This is a genomic window from Bradyrhizobium sp. AUGA SZCCT0431, assembly GCF_018131065.1.
In the GTDB taxonomy this organism is placed as follows: domain Bacteria; phylum Pseudomonadota; class Alphaproteobacteria; order Rhizobiales; family Xanthobacteraceae; genus Bradyrhizobium.
Genome location: NZ_JAFCLR010000039.1, coordinates 1 through 16,310, shown reverse-complemented (window position 1 = coordinate 16,310; position 16,310 = coordinate 1). Strand labels below are relative to the sequence as shown.

The 16,310-nt window shown below is 61.7% G+C and carries 11 protein-coding genes and 1 pseudogene; 6 read left to right on the top strand and 6 right to left on the bottom strand.

What is annotated here, in order from left to right; all coding sequences use genetic code 11:
- The first annotated feature begins 2 nt into the window (after positions 1 to 2).
- Positions 3 to 830: a metallophosphoesterase gene (locus tag JQ567_RS29530; protein ID WP_212442083.1), complete on the top strand. Its 828-nt coding sequence runs from the start codon at positions 3 to 5 to the stop codon at positions 828 to 830.
- Here JQ567_RS29530 and JQ567_RS29525 read toward each other — a convergent pair.
- Complete coding sequence (locus tag JQ567_RS29525; RefSeq protein WP_192736758.1) at positions 769 to 1,254, bottom strand: Crp/Fnr family transcriptional regulator; 486 nt, start codon at positions 1,252 to 1,254, stop codon at positions 769 to 771. The genes JQ567_RS29530 and JQ567_RS29525 overlap by 62 nt on opposite strands.
- 191 nt (positions 1,255 to 1,445) lie before the next feature.
- Here JQ567_RS29525 and JQ567_RS29520 point away from each other — a divergent pair, with 191 nt between their 5' ends.
- The 3 genes and pseudogenes from JQ567_RS29520 to JQ567_RS29510 all read left to right on the top strand — a co-directional run bounded on the left by JQ567_RS29520 (position 1,446) and on the right by JQ567_RS29510 (position 5,228).
- Positions 1,446 to 2,474, top strand: coding sequence for a Fe(3+) ABC transporter substrate-binding protein (locus JQ567_RS29520; RefSeq protein ID WP_212442082.1), 1,029 nt, complete (start codon positions 1,446 to 1,448; stop codon positions 2,472 to 2,474).
- A 177-nt stretch (positions 2,475 to 2,651) separates the two neighbouring features.
- Positions 2,652 to 4,250, top strand: coding sequence for an iron ABC transporter permease (locus tag JQ567_RS29515; protein ID WP_212442123.1), 1,599 nt, complete (start codon positions 2,652 to 2,654; stop codon positions 4,248 to 4,250).
- A 191-nt stretch (positions 4,251 to 4,441) separates the two neighbouring features.
- Positions 4,442 to 5,228: pseudogene (locus JQ567_RS29510) on the top strand (phytanoyl-CoA dioxygenase family protein).
- Between the two features lie 214 nt (positions 5,229 to 5,442).
- Here JQ567_RS29510 and JQ567_RS29505 read toward each other — a convergent pair.
- Together JQ567_RS29505 and JQ567_RS29500 are read right to left on the bottom strand one after the other, a co-directional pair.
- Positions 5,443 to 6,093, bottom strand: a complete 651-nt coding sequence (locus JQ567_RS29505; protein WP_212032632.1) for a 3-oxoacid CoA-transferase subunit B — start codon at positions 6,091 to 6,093, stop codon at positions 5,443 to 5,445.
- A gap of 79 nt (positions 6,094 to 6,172) precedes the next feature.
- Positions 6,173 to 6,880 (bottom strand): CoA transferase subunit A, encoded by a 708-nt coding sequence (locus tag JQ567_RS29500; RefSeq protein ID WP_212207671.1) that lies wholly within the window; start codon positions 6,878 to 6,880, stop codon positions 6,173 to 6,175.
- Positions 6,881 to 7,128: 248 nt separating this feature from the next.
- On the opposite strand from JQ567_RS29500, the gene JQ567_RS29495 reads away from it, so the two are divergent.
- Positions 7,129 to 9,051, top strand: coding sequence for an AsmA family protein (locus JQ567_RS29495; protein WP_212442081.1), 1,923 nt, complete (start codon positions 7,129 to 7,131; stop codon positions 9,049 to 9,051).
- A 1,169-nt stretch (positions 9,052 to 10,220) separates the two neighbouring features.
- Complete coding sequence (locus JQ567_RS29490; protein WP_212442080.1) at positions 10,221 to 11,219, top strand: ABC transporter substrate-binding protein; 999 nt, start codon at positions 10,221 to 10,223, stop codon at positions 11,217 to 11,219.
- 343 nt (positions 11,220 to 11,562) lie between these two features.
- Here the strand turns inward: JQ567_RS29490 and JQ567_RS29485 are convergent, their stop codons facing one another.
- The 3 genes from JQ567_RS29485 to JQ567_RS29475 all read right to left on the bottom strand — a co-directional run bounded on the left by JQ567_RS29485 (position 11,563) and on the right by JQ567_RS29475 (position 14,664).
- A complete protein-coding gene (locus JQ567_RS29485; RefSeq protein ID WP_212442079.1) occupies positions 11,563 to 12,036 on the bottom strand; it encodes a phasin family protein in 474 nt (157 codons plus the stop codon).
- A 473-nt stretch (positions 12,037 to 12,509) separates the two neighbouring features.
- A complete protein-coding gene (locus JQ567_RS29480; RefSeq protein WP_312017489.1) occupies positions 12,510 to 13,133 on the bottom strand; it encodes a tyrosine-type recombinase/integrase in 624 nt (207 codons plus the stop codon).
- Positions 13,134 to 13,491: 358 nt separating this feature from the next.
- Positions 13,492 to 14,664 (bottom strand): GNAT family N-acetyltransferase, encoded by a 1,173-nt coding sequence (locus JQ567_RS29475; RefSeq protein ID WP_212442122.1) that lies wholly within the window; start codon positions 14,662 to 14,664, stop codon positions 13,492 to 13,494.
- Between the last annotated feature and the right edge of the window lie 1,646 nt (positions 14,665 to 16,310).

Genomic DNA, 16,310 nt, shown 5'->3' with positions numbered 1-16,310 from the left:
CTATGCGCTGTCTCGTTGTCGCGGACCTGCATTATTCATTGCCGCAGTTCGACTGGCTGCTCAGCGCTGCACCCCAGTTCGATCTCGTGATCTTTGCCGGCGACGCGCTCGATATCGGCTCGATGGTCGATTTCCGTGCCCAGATCGTCGTCGTGAAGAAGTACCTCTCGGTGCTTTCACGCATCACCCGCGTGATCCTTTGCTCGGGCAATCATGACCTCGACGACCATAGCGCCGAGGGCGAAAAAATCTCGCGCTGGATCGGCGAGGTCCGCGAACTCGGCATCGCCTGCGACGGCGACAGCCTGACCATCGGCGACACGCTCTTCACGGTCTGTCCGTGGTGGGACGGTCCCTTGGTCAAGCAGCGCCTCGAAACGCAGTTGCAGGAGGCCTCAATGGAGCGGCTGCCGCACTGGATCTGGGTGCATCACGCGCCGCCTGCGAATTCGCCAACCAGCTGGGGCGGCAAGCGGTATTTCGGCGATGTCGATCTCGTGCAGTGGATCGCGCGCCACCAGCCCTCGATGGTGATCTCGGGCCATGTCCACCAGTCGCCCTTCATTTCCGAGGGCTCATGGTTCGACCGGCTCGGCGATACCTGGGTATTCAATACCGGATTGCAGCCTGGCCGGCCGCCCACCTACATCGTGCTCGATCTCGACGAGGCGACCGCGTTCTGGCTTTCGGCGGACCACGCGCAATCGATCGACCTCAAGGCGCCGTTGCAGCGGCCGGCGGCAACGATTCAAACCGCGCCGCCCTGGCTCATATCCTTGGATCAGATTGCCGATCCGAGCCTGGTGAAACCTGTGTCGGCGGAAGGTTGATCATGCTCTGCAGGAGGTCTCCGACCATCGCGAGGTGGTTGCCGTGGCCGGCATATTGCCGCTTGAGATCGGCGAGATAAGTGTTGGCGACGTTGAGCCGCTGCGCCAGCATCCTCGCGATCATCAGCGACACCGCCGGCTGCTGCCGCAGGAAGGACGCGGCATCGTCGATCTCGTAGATCGCCGAATCCTGCGCCGCACGCACGGTGGCGGTATGCGGCGTGTCGAGCAGCACCGACATTTCACCGAGCACCGCGCCTGGCTCGGCAATGGTGGCAACGATGGTGTCGCCCTTGATGACCTCGAGCCGTCCCTCGATCAGCACATATAGATGCCCGGTGCGGGCGCCCTCGTGAAGAACTTCGGTGCCGGCGGCGACGCTCCGCCTCGTACCGCCAATGCAATATTCGAGAATGTCGCGCATCGGCCCATCTCCGCTAAGGCCGAGATTAGGCACGGAGCGTGCCAAGGTCGAACAGATATTTTGGAATGCTTCTAAACTATAATCTGGAATCGCTCTAAAAGAATGCAGTCGCGACATCGCGGCGCTTCGTGCGCGGTATCCGCTGGGCTAGTGAAACCGGCATCATCCTCGTGCCTGCCGGAGCAGCCATCATGATTAAATTTCGCGTCTTCGCCGCATCTGCGGCGTTGCTTGGTCTGGCCACGTCCGCCATCACCACGGCTTCCGCCGATAACGGCGAAGTCAACGTCTATACCTATCGCGAAACCAAGCTGATCCAGCCGCTCTTCGATGCCTTTACCAAGGACACCGGCGTCAAGGTCAACATCGTCTCGGCCAGTTCGGGGCTCGAGCAGCGCATGAAGGCCGAGGGCGCCAACAGCCCGGCCGACGTGCTGCTGACGGTCGATATCGGCCGCATGGACGAGGCCGTGAAGGCCGACGTGACCCAGCCGATCAAGTCGGAGGCGCTCGACAAGGTCGTGCCGGCGCAATACCGCGACCCCGACGGACACTGGGCCGGCATTTCGATGCGCGCGCGCGTGATCTACGCCTCGAAGGATCGCGTCAAGCAGGACGCCATCACCTATGAAGAGCTCGCCGATCCCAAGTGGAAGGGCAAGATCTGCATCCGCTCCGGCCAGCACATCTATAACAACGGACTGTTCGCGGCCTACACCGCGAAATACGGCGAGGCCAAAGCCGAGGAATGGCTGCGCGGCGTCAAGGCTAATCTGGCGCAAAAGCCCTCGGGCGGAGATCGCGAGGCCGCACGCGACGTCGCCGCCGGCAAGTGTGACATCGGCATCGGCAACACCTATTACTGGGCGCTGATGATGAACAATGATCCCGAAAAGAAGCCGTGGGCGGAAGCCACCAAGGTGATCCTGCCGACGTTTGCGGGCGGCGGCACCCACGTCAATCTGTCCGGCGTGCTGCTGGCCAAGCACGCGCCGAACAAGGCCAATGGCGTCAAGCTGATCGAATGGCTCGCCGGTGAAAAGGCGCAGCAGATGTATGCCGACCAGAACTACGAATATCCGGTGCGCGCCGGCGTCGCCATCAACCCGACCATTGCGGGCTATGGCAAGCTCAACGCCGATTCCCTGCCGATCGCCAAGGTCGCCGCCAACCGCAAGGCGGCCGCGACGCTGGTAGACAAGGTCGGCTTTGATAATTGATGTTTTGACGATTGATTATGCCGTGCTGCCAGGACTTGCTCCGCCCTGTTCCCTCCCCCCTTGCGGGGGAGGGCTAGGGAGAGGGGTAAGCCACGGACACCGACTTCCCCCATTCACATGTGACCTCCCGTGAACCCCTCCGCGCACGCCGGACGGATCTCGGCGGCAATCGCTGTCATGACCGCGATCATGGTCGCCGCGCCCGTGATCGCGGTCATCGCGCTGGCGATGAACCCCGCGCCCGATCTGTGGCGGGATCTGATCGCCTATGTGTTGCCACGGGCGATGCTCGATACCGCGCTGTTGCTGTTCGGCGTCGGCGCGCTGGCGCTTGTGATCGGCGCCGGCACCGCATGGCTGATCTCGCTGCATGACTTTCCCGGCCGCGCGCTGTTGCTGTGGCTGATGCCGTTGCCGCTGGCGATTCCGACCTACATCGCCGCCTACGTCTATGCCGACCTGTTCGAGCCGCTCGGCCTCGTTCATCGCACGCTGGCGATCTGGTTTCCGCTGCGCGACACGGTGGCCGTCCTGCCCAATCTGCGTTCGATGCCGGGCGCGATCATCGTCATCGGCCTCGTGCTCTACCCTTACGTCTATCTCTCGGCGCGGACGATGTTTCAGTTCCAGAGCGCCGAATTCGCCGAGGCCGCGCGAACGCTCGGCGCCAGCCGCCTGCAGATATTCTTCCGCGTCTCGCTGCCGATGGCACGGCCGGCGCTCGCGGTCGGCGTGGCGCTGGTGTCGCTGGAAACGTTGAACGACATCGGCGCCAGCGAATATCTCGGCGTCCGTACGCTCACCGTGTCGATCTTCACGACCTGGCTCAACCGCGGCAGCCTCGCCGGCGCGGCGCAATTGTCCTGCTTCATGCTGGCGATCGTGGCTGGCCTGATCGCGATCGAACGTTATGGCCGCCGCAACGTCGCGACCGGGTTTTCCGCCGAGAGCCCGCGGCTGACGCCGCGCACGCGATTGCACGGCAGCCGGGGCTGGTGGACGTTTGCCGCCTGCCTCACGCCAGTGCTGCTCGGTTTCATCGTGCCGGTGCTGTTTCTGCTGCAGCAGAGTTTTAAGCGCGGGCTCTTGACCAATTTCGACATGACGCTGGGGCGCGATGCCTTCAATTCGGTGGCGTTCGCAACCCTGGCGACGCTGATCGCGCTCGGGCTCGGCTTTGCCACCATCCTGGCCTGGCGCTGGCGCCCGGATCCGGTGCGCCTTGTTGCGATGAACATCTCGCAGACCGGCTACGCCCTGCCCGGCCTGGTTCTCGCACTGGGCTTGCTGACCCCGGTGCTCGCGATCGACAATGGCCTGAGCGCGCTCAGCGGATGGCTCGGACGTTCATTGCCGGGGCTGATCCTGGTCGGGTCGGGAGCAGCCGTTGTGATCGCCTATGTGATCCGCTTCCTGGCGGTGCCGACCGGACTGATCAAGGCAGGCTTCGAGCGAATCCCGCACGACTACGACGACAGCGCGCGCGCCGCCGGCGCAGGGCAAGCCACCACGATGCGGCTGATCCATCTGCCGCTGTTGCGGCCGGCGATGCTGGGCGCCGTCATCATCGTGTTCGTGGACTGTCTGAAGGAATTGCCGGCGACGCTGCTGCTGCGCCCGCTCAACGTCGATACGCTGGCGACCTCGATCTACCAGTTCGCCAGCCGCGGCAGTTTTGAGGATGGCGCGCTCGCAGCGTTGCTGATCGTCGCCGCCAGCATCGGCCCGGTGGCGTGGCTGACGCGGTTTTCCGACGTGCCGTCAGGGCCGGCCTAGCTGCGAATCCTGCTCCACGGGACTCATCCTGGCCGTCTTAATTCCGCCCTCCGCTTCGGTATACGTCCCCATCATGATGTTCATGTCCACATTCTTCCCGCTGATCTGAGCGACCCCAAGTCGTTCCGGCGCATTGGCGCCAATCAGATCAAGACGGCTGCGCTGACGCGACGGCCGAACGGAGAATGTGTATGCCCAAAACCGAGTATATCGGCTTGACCTCTCATCAGGTCGAGAACTTCATCAATGACGGCTTTGTCAAAATTGAAAACGCCGTCACCACCCAGCTTGCAAAACAATGCAGGGACGAGCTGTGGGCGGATATTGCCCTTCCGCCAGACGAACCCGATAAATGGATTCATCCGGTTATTCGGGTGGCGTCCAAGGCTTCACCGCCATTCATTGAAGCCGCCAACACGCCACTTCTGCACAAAGCCTATGATCAACTTGTCAGTGATCGCCGCTGGCTTGCGCCCCAAGGCCTCGGGACCTTTCCGATCCGCTTTCCTTCGCCAAAATCCCCTGGTGACGATGGCTGGCACGTGGACGTGAGTTTCGGCGACGACACTCCTGATTTCATGGAGTGGCGTGTCAATGTGAAGAGCCGTGGCCGCGCATTGCTGATGCTCTTCCTGTTCTCCGATGTCGGCCACGACGATGCGCCGACAAGGATACGGAAAGGGTCGCATTCCACCATTGCACGGGAGTTGCTGCCGTATGGCGACGCCGGAGCGACGCTCCGGCAGCTCTCCGCCAATGGTTACGCTTCAACGGAAAATTGCGAGGTTGAGCTGGCAACCGGCGGGCACCGTCTATCTGTGCCACCCGTTCCTGGTTCATGCCGCGCAACCTCACCGAGGGGAGCGGCCGCGTTTCATGGCACAACCACCGCTGCTGCCGAAGGGTGAGTTTGACCCGGCGTTGCCGCCCTCGCCGGTTCAGATCGCCATCCGTCAGGCGTGCGGGCTGACGCGATAGTGGTATCGGCCCGGTGGCATGGCTGACGCGTTTTCCGACGTACCGTCAGGGCCGGCCTAGGTGGCAAAGGCTTCCGTCGTCCCGGCCTTGAGCCGGGACCCATAACCCCGGTCGTCCATTGCTTGAAGAAGGTCTCTCCTACAGCGCTCTAACGAGAGGCCGCGGCGTATGGGTCCCGGCGCAAGGCCGGGACGACCATAGAATCTTGTCGCGCCTACGCGTTCTTCAGCGCGACGCGGAACTCGGCTTCGGTCTTCGCCTTCACCTCGTCCAGCGTGACGCCGTCGGCGAGCTCGATCAGCGCCATGCCGTCCTTGCCGTGCTTGTCGATGGTGAAGACAGCCAGATCCGTCACCACCATGTCGACGACCTTCTCGCCGGTCAGCGGCAAATTGCAGGTCTTCAGGAGTTTCGGGCCGTCCTTGGCGGAATGCTCCATCACGACGACGACGCGCTTGACGCCGGCGACGAGGTCCATCGCGCCGCCCATGCCCTTGACCATCTTGCCGGGGATCATCCAGTTGGCGAGGTCGCCGTTCTGCGCCACCTGCATTGCACCGAGGATCGACAGATCGATATGCCCGCCACGCACCATACCGAAGGATTCGGCTGACGAGAAATAGCTGGTCGACGGCAGTTCGCTGACCGTTTGCTTGCCGGCGTTGATGAGATCGGCGTCTTCCTCGCCCTCATAGGGGAACGGGCCCATGCCGAGCATGCCGTTCTCGCTCTGCAGGCTGACGTCGATGCCGTCGGGGATGTAGTTCGAGACCAGCGTCGGAATGCCGATGCCGAGATTGACGTAATAACCGTCGCGCAACTCTTTGGCGGCACGAGCGGCCATCTGTTCACGGGTCCAGGCCATGGGGCTCTCCACTATTGTTGGCGCATGATCTTGTCGGAAAACCGGTATCCACTTTTCCGGATCATGCGCTGTAATTTGGTTACGCCGCGGGGCGCGGACGGGTGTTGCGGAACTCGATCCGCTTCTTGCCGGTGCCGACGTCGATGATGCGTTTGACGAAAATGCCGGGCGTGTGGATGTGATCGGGGTCGATCTCGCCGGCCGGCACCAGATGCTCGACCTCGGCGATGGTGATCTTGGCAGCGGTTGCCATCATCGGGTTAAAATTGCGCGCGGTCTTGCGGTAGACCAGGTTCCCGGCGGTGTCGCCCTTCCAGGCGTGGACGATGGCGAGGTCGGCGAACAGGCCGCGCTCCATGATGTATTTCTCGCCGTCGAATTCCTTCACTTCCTTGCCTTCGGCGATCAGGGTGCCGACGCCGGTCTTGGTGAAGAAGGCCGGGATACCGGCGCCGCCGGCGCGGATGCGCTCGGCCAGCGTGCCCTGCGGATTGAATTCGAGTTCCAGTTCGCCGGCGAGGTATTGCTGGGCGAACAGCTTGTTCTCGCCGACATAGGACGAGATCATCTTCTTGATCTGCCGGGTCTCCAGAAGCCGGCTCAGCCCGATGCCGTCGACCCCGGCATTGTTGGAGATGACGGTGAGGCCTTTCACGCCGGATTCGCGAATCGCGTCCGACAGGGTCTCGGCGATACCGCAAAGACCGAAACCACCCGACATGATCATCATGCCGTCCTTGAGAACGCCATCGAGTGCCGATTTGGCGTCGGGGTAAACCTTGTTCATGGATATCTGACCTGATGGAGGAAACGGCCTAAGGCCGGCATAATCTTAAGGATTATTAGGCGAAATCTTCGCACTGCGTCAATGCGCGCGCTTTTGGACCATCGGCCGCGGTTCACAACGCCAGGATGGCCTTGAAAGCGTCAAGAAAACCCTTCAGGTTGTGTGGGTTGGCAAGGGCTGAAAGCTAGGCGCGCCGCCCCGGACAACCAAACCCTCGACCTCAACCCGACCTGGATATGTCTTTGACGATGGCCCAAGGAATGAAGCGCCTGGGGATGCCGATTGCGGCGTTTCTCGGCTTGGCTTTGATCGGCCTGATCGGGACCTCCTGGTTCCTCAACCGGGACGCGTTGCGCCAGGCGGTCGAGGCGCAGATTCGCGCCGTCACCGGGCTCGATCTGGTCGTCTCGGGTGCGATCGACGTCTCGGTATTTCCCGGCAGCTATGTCTCGTTTCACAATGTCAGGCTGAAGGGTGGCGCCACCGTCGACCCGGCGCTGCAGGTCGACGTGCTCACGGCGAATCTGCGCTTGCTGCCGCTGTTGCTGCGGCGATTCGAGATCGCCGACGTCATGATGCTGCGGCCGCATATCCGCGTCGTCAGGAACGGCAATGGCGAGAGCAACTGGACGCCGTTCGTCGAGACCATCGCGCGCGCCATGAAGCCGGGCGCCGAGAATCAGGTGTCTTTCTCCGAGATCCGGATCCAGGACGGCGTGCTCAACTATGAAGACGCCACCAGCCAGGTCTCCGAGGTGCTGGGCGATATCGACCTGTCGCTGGCCTGGCCGTCGATCTCGCGTTCGTTCGCCGCCACCGGGCAGTTCGACTGGCGCGGCGAGCGCGTCGACGGCTCGGTCAGCGCCAGCGATTTCGCCGCGCTGCTGTCGGGCGATCGCTCCGGCGTGAAGGCGCGGCTGGTCAGCGCACCGCTGAAACTGGCATTCGATGGCGCGCTCGCCAACCGCACCAGCCTGATGATGGAAGGCACGGTGACGATCGACAGCCCGTCGCTGCGCAACGCGTTGCGCTGGATGGGACAGTCGCCGCCCGGCGGCGGCTTCGGCCGCTTCGCGCTGAAGGCCCGCGCCAATGTGGTCGGCGCTTCCGTTGCGCTGACCAATGTGAATGTCGAACTCGACGGCAACGTCGCCGAAGGCGTGATGACCTTTGCCAATAACGGCCGGCAGACGCTGCAGGCGACGCTGGCCGCCGGCGCCCTCGATTTCACGCCCTACATCTCGACCTTTCGCCTGCTGGCGAGCGGCGCGCGCGACTGGAATCGGCAATTGTTCGACCTGAACTCATTGTCGACCACCGATCTCGACATGCGGCTGTCGGCCGCCAAGGTGACGGTCGGCTCGACCAGGCTCGGCCGCACCGCCTTCGGCGCCAATCTGCGCGGCGGCGCGCTCGCGCTCTCGGTCGCCGAGGCGCAGATGTATGGCGGCATCGCCAAGGGCACCTTCGGCGTCGCGCGATCGGACGCGGTCGCCGACGTCAAGGCTCAGTTCCAGTTCACCGATGTCGACCTGCACGCCTGCACATCCGAATTGTTCGGTATCAACAAGCTCTCCGGCCGCGGCAATCTCAATGTCTCGCTGGTGGCCTCGGGCTCCAGCCCGTTCGGGCTCGTCACCTCGCTCGACGGCACCGCTACCCTGACCGGCCGTGACGGCGCGATCGCGGGCTTCAATGTCGAGCAGCTGTTGAAGCGGCTGGAACGGCGGCCGCTGTCCGGCAGCGGCAATTTCCGCAACGGCTCGACGCCGTTCGATACGCTCAACGTGGCGGTGAAGTTCAACGACGGCATCGCGACCGCCGAAGACGTGCGCGTCGAGGGTCCCACGACGCGTCTCACGCTGACCGGCACCGCCTCGGTGCCGGCGCGCGAATACGATCTGAAGGGCGTCGCCAGCCTGACGTCTGCCCCCAACGCCCCGCCCGGCTTCGACCTGCCGTTCGTGGTGCAGGGCCCGTGGGACGATCCACTGGTATTCCCCGATCCCGAAAGCCTGATCCGACGCTCGCCGGGCGCCGCCCCGCTGCTGGATGCGGTAAAGGATCGCAAGACCCGCGACGCCGTGCGCTCGGTGATCGAGCGGATCACCGGCGGCGGCCCAAGGCCGGCGGCACCGGCGGCGGCAGAAGGTGCCACGAAGCCGAACTGACGATGGCAGGACGACAAGCCTGTTCACGATGAACGCTTGCGACCTGGCCCGGACGGGCACCGACGTCGGCTGGTCCCTGGAATAACTGAACATTAACCATACGAGCCCATGATTTGAGCCGAATTCAGGTGGGCAAGCGCGCGCGAGCCATTGCTGGTTTGTCACCACGATGGCTCTTTTGCTGACCGGTGATGGGAAGAATCTCGCGACTGGGCTGAGACGTAGGGAACACAGGTGGCCGAAGCACCGGGCAGGGAAACGCAAGGGGGCAAACAGCCCGAGGCACCACCGCAGGTGCCCTCAAACCGGGCGCCGGTGCTAGCGGTGTCCCTGGCTGCCCTGGCCATCATGGGTGCCGCCACCGCCAATTCCTTGCCGAGCTTCCGCGGCCTCTCCCTGCCGGATTTCAATCAGTTCGCTTTGCCGAGCGTCGACCGGTTCTCCTTGCCGGACTTCAGCCGCTTCTCCCCACCAAATTTCAAACGCGTCGCTGCACCTCCTCCGCCTAACCCGGCTCCAGTCCTCGTACCGGATCCAGTTGTCAGGGCGGGACTGCGGGACATTCAGACGTCGCAGGAGCAAAACGCCGATGTGATGATGTCGCTCATGCAGAGCGCCGCAGCCCAACAGGCGGACTTGAAAAGAATAACCCGTCAACTCTCCTTGCTGACGGCGCAGGTGAGCTCTCTGCAGAATCAGGCGCCGCCGCTGACGACTTCCAGCATCTCACCTTTGACGACTTCCAGCATCCCACGTCCAAATCCTCGCGCGCGGGTCATCCAGGCGTCGCGAAAAGTACTCCCTCCACCTCTCCCTCCAGTTCTTCCTCCGCTTCCCAAGCCTGCCGGTCCCTTTTCGGTAGGGGGCGCTCCGCTCAGTCCTGCGCCGGGGCCTGGCTCGGGCGCAAGCTAGCCCCCAACGGACAACGCCTCCGCCATCTCCTCGAGCCGATCCTGGAAGCAAAGCAGGCGTCCCGGCAAAGGGCGTGACGTTCTGCTTTTGGGGGCAAATCGGAAGTCGCCGATGCAGACGCTCACGTCCGCAAATGAGACCCAAAGCAGACATTGGACCCCACCCAAAATATACTTCCTTCGACCGCCGACAACACCTTCCAAGCATCGGGTTTGGACAGATACACTTCCCCGGCATCCTGATCCTGGGAGGCGGGCATGAGAAGGCGCGCGTTCATTGGGCTAATCGGCGGCGTGGCCGTGTCTCCAATCGCTGGGTGGGCGCAGCAGCCAGCAAAGATGAAGCGGCTCGCACTAGCCGACCCTGCGCTAAAGGTTGCCGACATGCGGATTGGAGGCGACCCGGGTTACACGTCGGGTCTTCAGGAACTCCAGCGCCTTGGTTATATCGAAGGTCAGAATTTGATCATCGACCGGTTTTCGGCTGACGGGAAAGGGGAATATGGCGACCTCGTAACCAAAATCGTCAACGCGCATCCAGACGTGATCTTTGCTTTGGGTACGTCGATCACACTCGCATTGAAAGCGGCGACTAGCACAATTCCCATCGTTGCCATGACTGGCGATCCGATTCGATTTGGAGTGGTATCCAGCCTGTCGCATCCGGGCGGAAACGTTACGGGGGTTAGCGTTGATGCTGGCGTTGAACTTTGGGGTAAGCGTCTTGAACTGCTTGCCGAAGCCATCCCAAAGGCTCGCAACGTGCTTTTCGTCTCAACGCAAGCGGGTTGGGAGGCTGCGGGCGGCAAGGAGACGCGGGAGGTAGCTCAAAGACTCGGTATTGCGTTAGCGCATGCGCCCGTGTCCACTCCGGTCACTGAACAGGCATACAGCGACGCTTTTCAAGCCATCCAGCGGGACCAAGCCGATGGACTTGTGATTGCAAATATTACTATCGCCTACGCTCATCGCTTTCTTCTCGTTAAACTCGCCCAGCAAATCGGTCTCCCGACGATGTTTGTTTTTCGCGAGCAGGTGGAAGCCGGAGGATTGATGTCTTATTCCATGGACCACAAGAACGCCATTCGGGTCGCTATTGCGCAGGTGGCTGAGATATTTCGCGGTGGCAAACCAAGCGAGATGCCGTATGTCCAAGGGACGCGATACGAGTTTGTGATTAACCTGAAGGCCGCAAAGGCAATAGGTCTCACGATTCCTCCGGCATTACTCGCCCGCGCCGACGAGGTGATCGAATAAAGTCCACCTTCCAGACATGCCTGCCTATCCTGAGAATGTCCATTCACCGGGGTAGACCGGAAGTCGCCGTGGCCCGGCCAAACCGACGCGATTGACCCGAGGCGGACCTCGGTCGCTGGAAGACCGGGTCGAACAGTCGTAAAGTGGCAGCGCCGCACCTTGATTCAGAACGATTTAGGCCCCTCAGGGCTTTGACGTTCTGCGGAAGACTGAGCGTGCGGCAGCTCCAAAGCGCGAGGACGCCCGATGTTCGGCATGCCTGCTCAGATCGCCGGGGCTACAGGTTGAAGAGGTCAGGGCGTATCGCCGAAACGATCTGCTACGCTCTCCCACGATGGGTCCGCTACGCTCTCTCACGAGGGGAAGGACTGACCTTCTTCGCCGGTGACGGCGGCGTAGAGTTGCTAGAGGCCCCGCTGCCATGAGCGTTTCCGCCGTTTGTGGCTTCAATGCGCTCTTGCGCACTATGGGCGGCCTCTTGCATGGCCGCTTGAGTTATTCGCATGAGGCGCTGCGCTTCCTCGCTATACTGGGAAAGAGCTTTTTCCCAAAATTGCAGATATGCGCGTTGCATACTCGGCAACTCTCTGCACTCACGAAGTGTCTGGAGCAACTGGGACTCTTCATGCAGCCGCGCTCCGACGAATTCGGTCCATTCCTTACCGAGAGCTTGCAGGGTTGTGCTCAATTTCGAGTTCTGCTTCACGGTTTCTGTCAGCGTGTTTCGGCTCATTTCGATGAACCCTGCGAAATCAAAAAACGGCACGGAATCCGGAAACTTACCGGAATAGTTGTCACTCGTTGGTTGGTTTGCCATTTTTCAGACCTTTGTTTTGCATGAGGAAGGAGGAAGACGTGCGCCGATGGCAGAATCCGTGCTGGGAATGTTATGCCGACCTACGGTCTACTTCGCGAAGGTCCTCCTCCGGTTCAAGCACTCCGCAATGTCTTCTGCAGTTTTCTTGGCGCGCGCTTCAGCGATAGTGTTACCGTCGTTCCTGACGACTTTCTTAGTTTCGCGTGAACTGGAAAATCTTTCGGTTTAGCAATTCGTCGTCGGCCATGGCCCATCTTCCTTGTTTGCAAAGATAAATCGTGATTTTGGATTCGGTTTCAAAATCATCCCAAATTTCATGTAATTAGGACACCCGTTCTGACGAATTAGTGGATCGGCTTGGAACCGACACCCGATCCCGATCCTTGGCAGGTCAGACTTGGTCCGTTCGTGGGCACAGACCGGCCACTGGAGGACGGGCAGAGCATGTCCGCTCTGCCCGAGCAATTCAGAGGTCAACCTGTTCCGCTATTGCAGCGCTTCATCGACCTCGATACCAAGATATCGACGGTGCTTTCGATCTTGGTATGCCCGAGCAACAGCTGAACAGCTCTCAGGTTGCCTGTCCGCCGATCGATCAGCGTGGCTTTTGTGCGGCGTAGCGAATGCGTCCCGAATAGCCTCCGGTCCAGCCCGACGCTTCCGATCCACTCAGACACGAGCCGGGCATATTGGCGCGTTGTCATGCTGCGGTTGGGACCACGACGGCCGGCGAACAAGAATTCGCCGGGCCGCTTGCTGGACGCCTTCAGGTAGTCGTCGACCGCCTCGCGGGTCTGTTCGCTCAGTTCAAATCTGACGGGCCGACCGGTCTTCTTCTGCCGCACCGTCGCGCGATCCGCTGTGTATCCGCCTGCCGCTACATCCTCGACGCGGATGGCGACGACATCACAGCCGCGAAGCTTGCTGTCGATTGCCAGGTTGAACATGGCGAGGTCGCGAGCGCGGCCTTCGATCTGGAGCTTCGTCCGGATCGACCAGACGTGTTTGGGTCGCAGCGGTGGCTTTGCCCCGGTGAGCTTTCCCTTGTTCCACGGCACCCGCTTTGGCTCAGGGATGGCGTTCACTTGATCCTGCATGGCCATACTCCTCGGCTTGGTTACAGAAGGCGAGAAGCATGTGCCACTGGATCAGACGTTGGAACAGGTCGGATTTCGGGTCAAAGCGGACTTCGCACAGAACCTGGCCGCAAACGACCTGTAGCTTTTGACCCAACTTGGACATCGACCATCCCGATGAGGTCAGCGCGCCAAGCCATGTTGCGGTGGTCGTGGCGGGAGCGGCGCGCGGGTCGAATAGTGCGGGATTCGGATGCGGCCGAATTCAGGGTGCCCCCAAGACGAAGGGGGCCTCAGCTTCCTCGAAACCCAGTTCAGCAAACCCTTTACCGCAAATGGCCTTGGTTAGCTGGTTCCGGCGCGCTGCAACGAGCTTGGCCTATCCCACCGTTTGGCGGAACATGCTGCGCAGATTCTGCGCGACGCCGAGCAGCGTCGGATTGTCTTTCACCAACCGCTTGGCGTGGCGGACCGCGGACAGTGCGTCCGCGGCCAGTCGGCCGCGCATGCTAAGCGGAATGAAACTGTCGAATATCGGCTCGTGCTCCCTGCAGAACAGCAGCTTGTAGTCGTTCGAGCCGATGCCGAGGTCGAAGGCGCGATAGTTCTGGGCTGCAAAATGATCGATGATGTCGCGCACGAGAATCAGGCCGGGGCTGAATCTTGCATTCCTCGACATGGTGTAGGTGGTGAACATCGTCGAGAAGCGCTGGCCGTCGGCGAGCCCGCAGAAGATCGCGATCACTTCCTCGTCGCATTCGAGCGCATGTATGCCGATGACCCGGCCGCCGTCGGCCAGCTTTGTCATGCAGGCGGCGCGGATGAATTGCTCTACGCCCGGTTCGGCGAACACATTTGGCAGCTTCTGCTCGGCCATTCGCCGCGGCTTGACCTCGAAGAACCAGTCGAGCAGGCGGGTGATGTCGGCGTCAATCGACGCGATGTAATAGCGGTAGCCGGCAAGCCGCTGCAGCTTGCGCTCCTTGCGCCTCAGCCGGCGGCGGAGGGAATCGCTGACCAGGCTCGCCGCTGTCGCGCCGGGCTCGATGGTGCGCAGCGGGCAGTGAGAGGTCGAGGGCTCATGCGGCAGCAGCGCCAACGGGTTTTGCAGGTCGCGCCAGTGTGCCGGCTGCCGGCGCAGCGCCAGCAAGTCGGCTTCGTCGTGCGCCGCGAGCATTGCCAGCAGCGCGTGGAGATCGGCCTCGGTGGCGCTCGCCGCGAATTCGCGCTCCCACAGGCCCATGTTGAAGGTTGCATGCGCGCCGCCCATGAAGCTCGCGCAGCGCACGCCAAGGACTGTTTGCAGGGCAAGCGGTAGCAGGCCCAGCGGCCGACTGTCATCATCACGGACGATCACCAGGAACGGCGACAGCCCCGCGCGCTCACCGACGTGGCGCTGCCAGGCGGCGAGGAAGTCGAACCGCTGATAAGGCGCGACGGAATGGTTCGGGCTCTCAAGATTGCGCCAGATTGCCTCGGCGGTAGCGAGATCGCGGACGGTGTCGACGGCGGCGATGCGGCTTCGTTGCGACCGCACATTTGCTTGCGACATCCGGCCTTCGATCGCGATCCGGCTCCCGCCGTCCCATAGCTCTACGGCTTGCCCATACGCGAGCCGCCTGGCGCGATACTTTGCGGTTTCGTCATTTACGGAAGATAGGAGCACGCGGTTGATGATGTCCCCGTCATCGCCAAGGATGCGGACCTTGTAGTCGTGGTGCATGGATGAACGACCCCGAGCGCCCCAGATCCTCACTTGAAATCCACCACCATTACGATGCGAGGTACACATCGCGATTAAAGCGGGCTCGCTCGCTTTGTTGCAACTGGCACGTAGGTCAGGAGCGGAGAATCGGAGTTACCTCCATCGTCTACTTAGACGGGGCACTCTGACATGATGGAGGGCTGACGTCGCCGGGAGGCGACGGCTTTCCCTTGCCACATGTGGACTGTGATTAATCGGGATAAAAAAATAGCAGAAGCTCGCGCTATGCGCTGATTCAGTAGCTGGGATTCCGTTCCGCGCGCAAATTTTATCGTTCGGAGCCGCGAGGGTTTAGCGGCGAAAGCCGCTCGCCGCCCAAGGACCCATCCAACCGAGGATGAAGAGTAGGAGAGGAGGACCGAAAATCATCGCCGGATAGGCGGCTCTCGGAAGCGGAGAAGCGCGTGTGGGGGCGGCGGGAGGGAAATCGCACAAAGGCCCCTTCCTATCCGGCGGCGCACAGTCAAGATCGTACTTGGCCGAAATTGCTGCCGCCGCGCGCGCGTATGCGCGCGCATCGGCATCTCGCTTCCAAATGACGATCGATATGGGGGCCGCAACACAGACCCAAAAGAGAGCAAGAACGCTCAGCTGCAGCAGACTCCTCGTCCAGTTCATCTCGTGCCGCTCTTGTGAAACACCGATTAGTCGTCAATTTCCAATTCTATCTGCGTTGAGCCTCCATGAATGATTGAGATGCCGGGCCGCTGACGTGCGACTGGCCGCCGCTAACCAGGGAGCGGCTCCAGCGCGGGGGCGAGCTGAGGCCGTCGTCTCGGGGCATCGACGGCCGAGGGCCGGCGCGGCACGCCTGTAAACTATCGGGGGGCCGGAATGATTCCTATAGAAATCAGGAAGTACCCAGTTAGGGTCGCCCGCAGTTCCGATCGTGAAACAAGTTCCTTGCCATACCACGGGCAGACCGCCTTGTAAGTTCAGTCCGCCTACGTGCATTCTTCAATGGCCACGCCAAATCTGCACAGGCGATCCGCCATTTGATGCTCTGGCAATTGCTGCTGCGCACGAGTCTCTTGTTGGGCACTTTTCGGACCTCACGCCACGCCTGAATTGCGTCCGTAGTCCAGGGTAAAGCAGACGCCGGGTGATCGCTTGATTCACCCGCAATCTGCCTACGCCTTGAGAACTGCGTCGAGGCGCGCGCAATAGCAATCTGCAAGCGAAGGCGCGACATATCAACCCGACGGGCAAATCATTTTTGATTTTCGGAAATGATGTCAAGCCCCGAAATAAAAAATATTTCGCTTTTCCAGAAACCAAATCAGGTGCATATCTTTGGCCATCCCGTCCTACTCAGAAGGGCGTCGGCCGTCGTCACGGACGTTGGACGGGATGCGATGGACGCCGATGTTGCGAAGACGTAACGCGACAGAGGCGTACGGCGAAGGCGCGTGGTCCTGACACCCCGTTGCTGG

Coding starts and splice junctions, on each gene's coding strand:
- JQ567_RS29530 (WP_212442083.1), top strand. CDS start 3: ATGCGCTGTCTCGTTGTCGCGGACCTGCATTATTCATTGCCGCAGTTC.
- JQ567_RS29525 (WP_192736758.1), bottom strand. CDS start 1,254: ATGCGCGACATTCTCGAATATTGCATTGGCGGTACGAGGCGGAGCGTC.
- JQ567_RS29520 (WP_212442082.1), top strand. CDS start 1,446: ATGATTAAATTTCGCGTCTTCGCCGCATCTGCGGCGTTGCTTGGTCTG.
- JQ567_RS29515 (WP_212442123.1), top strand. CDS start 2,652: ATGACCGCGATCATGGTCGCCGCGCCCGTGATCGCGGTCATCGCGCTG.
- JQ567_RS29505 (WP_212032632.1), bottom strand. CDS start 6,093: ATGGCCTGGACCCGTGAACAGATGGCCGCTCGTGCCGCCAAAGAGTTG.
- JQ567_RS29500 (WP_212207671.1), bottom strand. CDS start 6,880: ATGAACAAGGTTTACCCCGACGCCAAATCGGCACTCGATGGCGTTCTC.
- JQ567_RS29495 (WP_212442081.1), top strand. CDS start 7,129: ATGGCCCAAGGAATGAAGCGCCTGGGGATGCCGATTGCGGCGTTTCTC.
- JQ567_RS29490 (WP_212442080.1), top strand. CDS start 10,221: ATGAGAAGGCGCGCGTTCATTGGGCTAATCGGCGGCGTGGCCGTGTCT.
- JQ567_RS29485 (WP_212442079.1), bottom strand. CDS start 12,036: ATGGCAAACCAACCAACGAGTGACAACTATTCCGGTAAGTTTCCGGAT.
- JQ567_RS29480 (WP_312017489.1), bottom strand. CDS start 13,133: ATGCAGGATCAAGTGAACGCCATCCCTGAGCCAAAGCGGGTGCCGTGG.
- JQ567_RS29475 (WP_212442122.1), bottom strand. CDS start 14,664: ATGTCGCAAGCAAATGTGCGGTCGCAACGAAGCCGCATCGCCGCCGTC.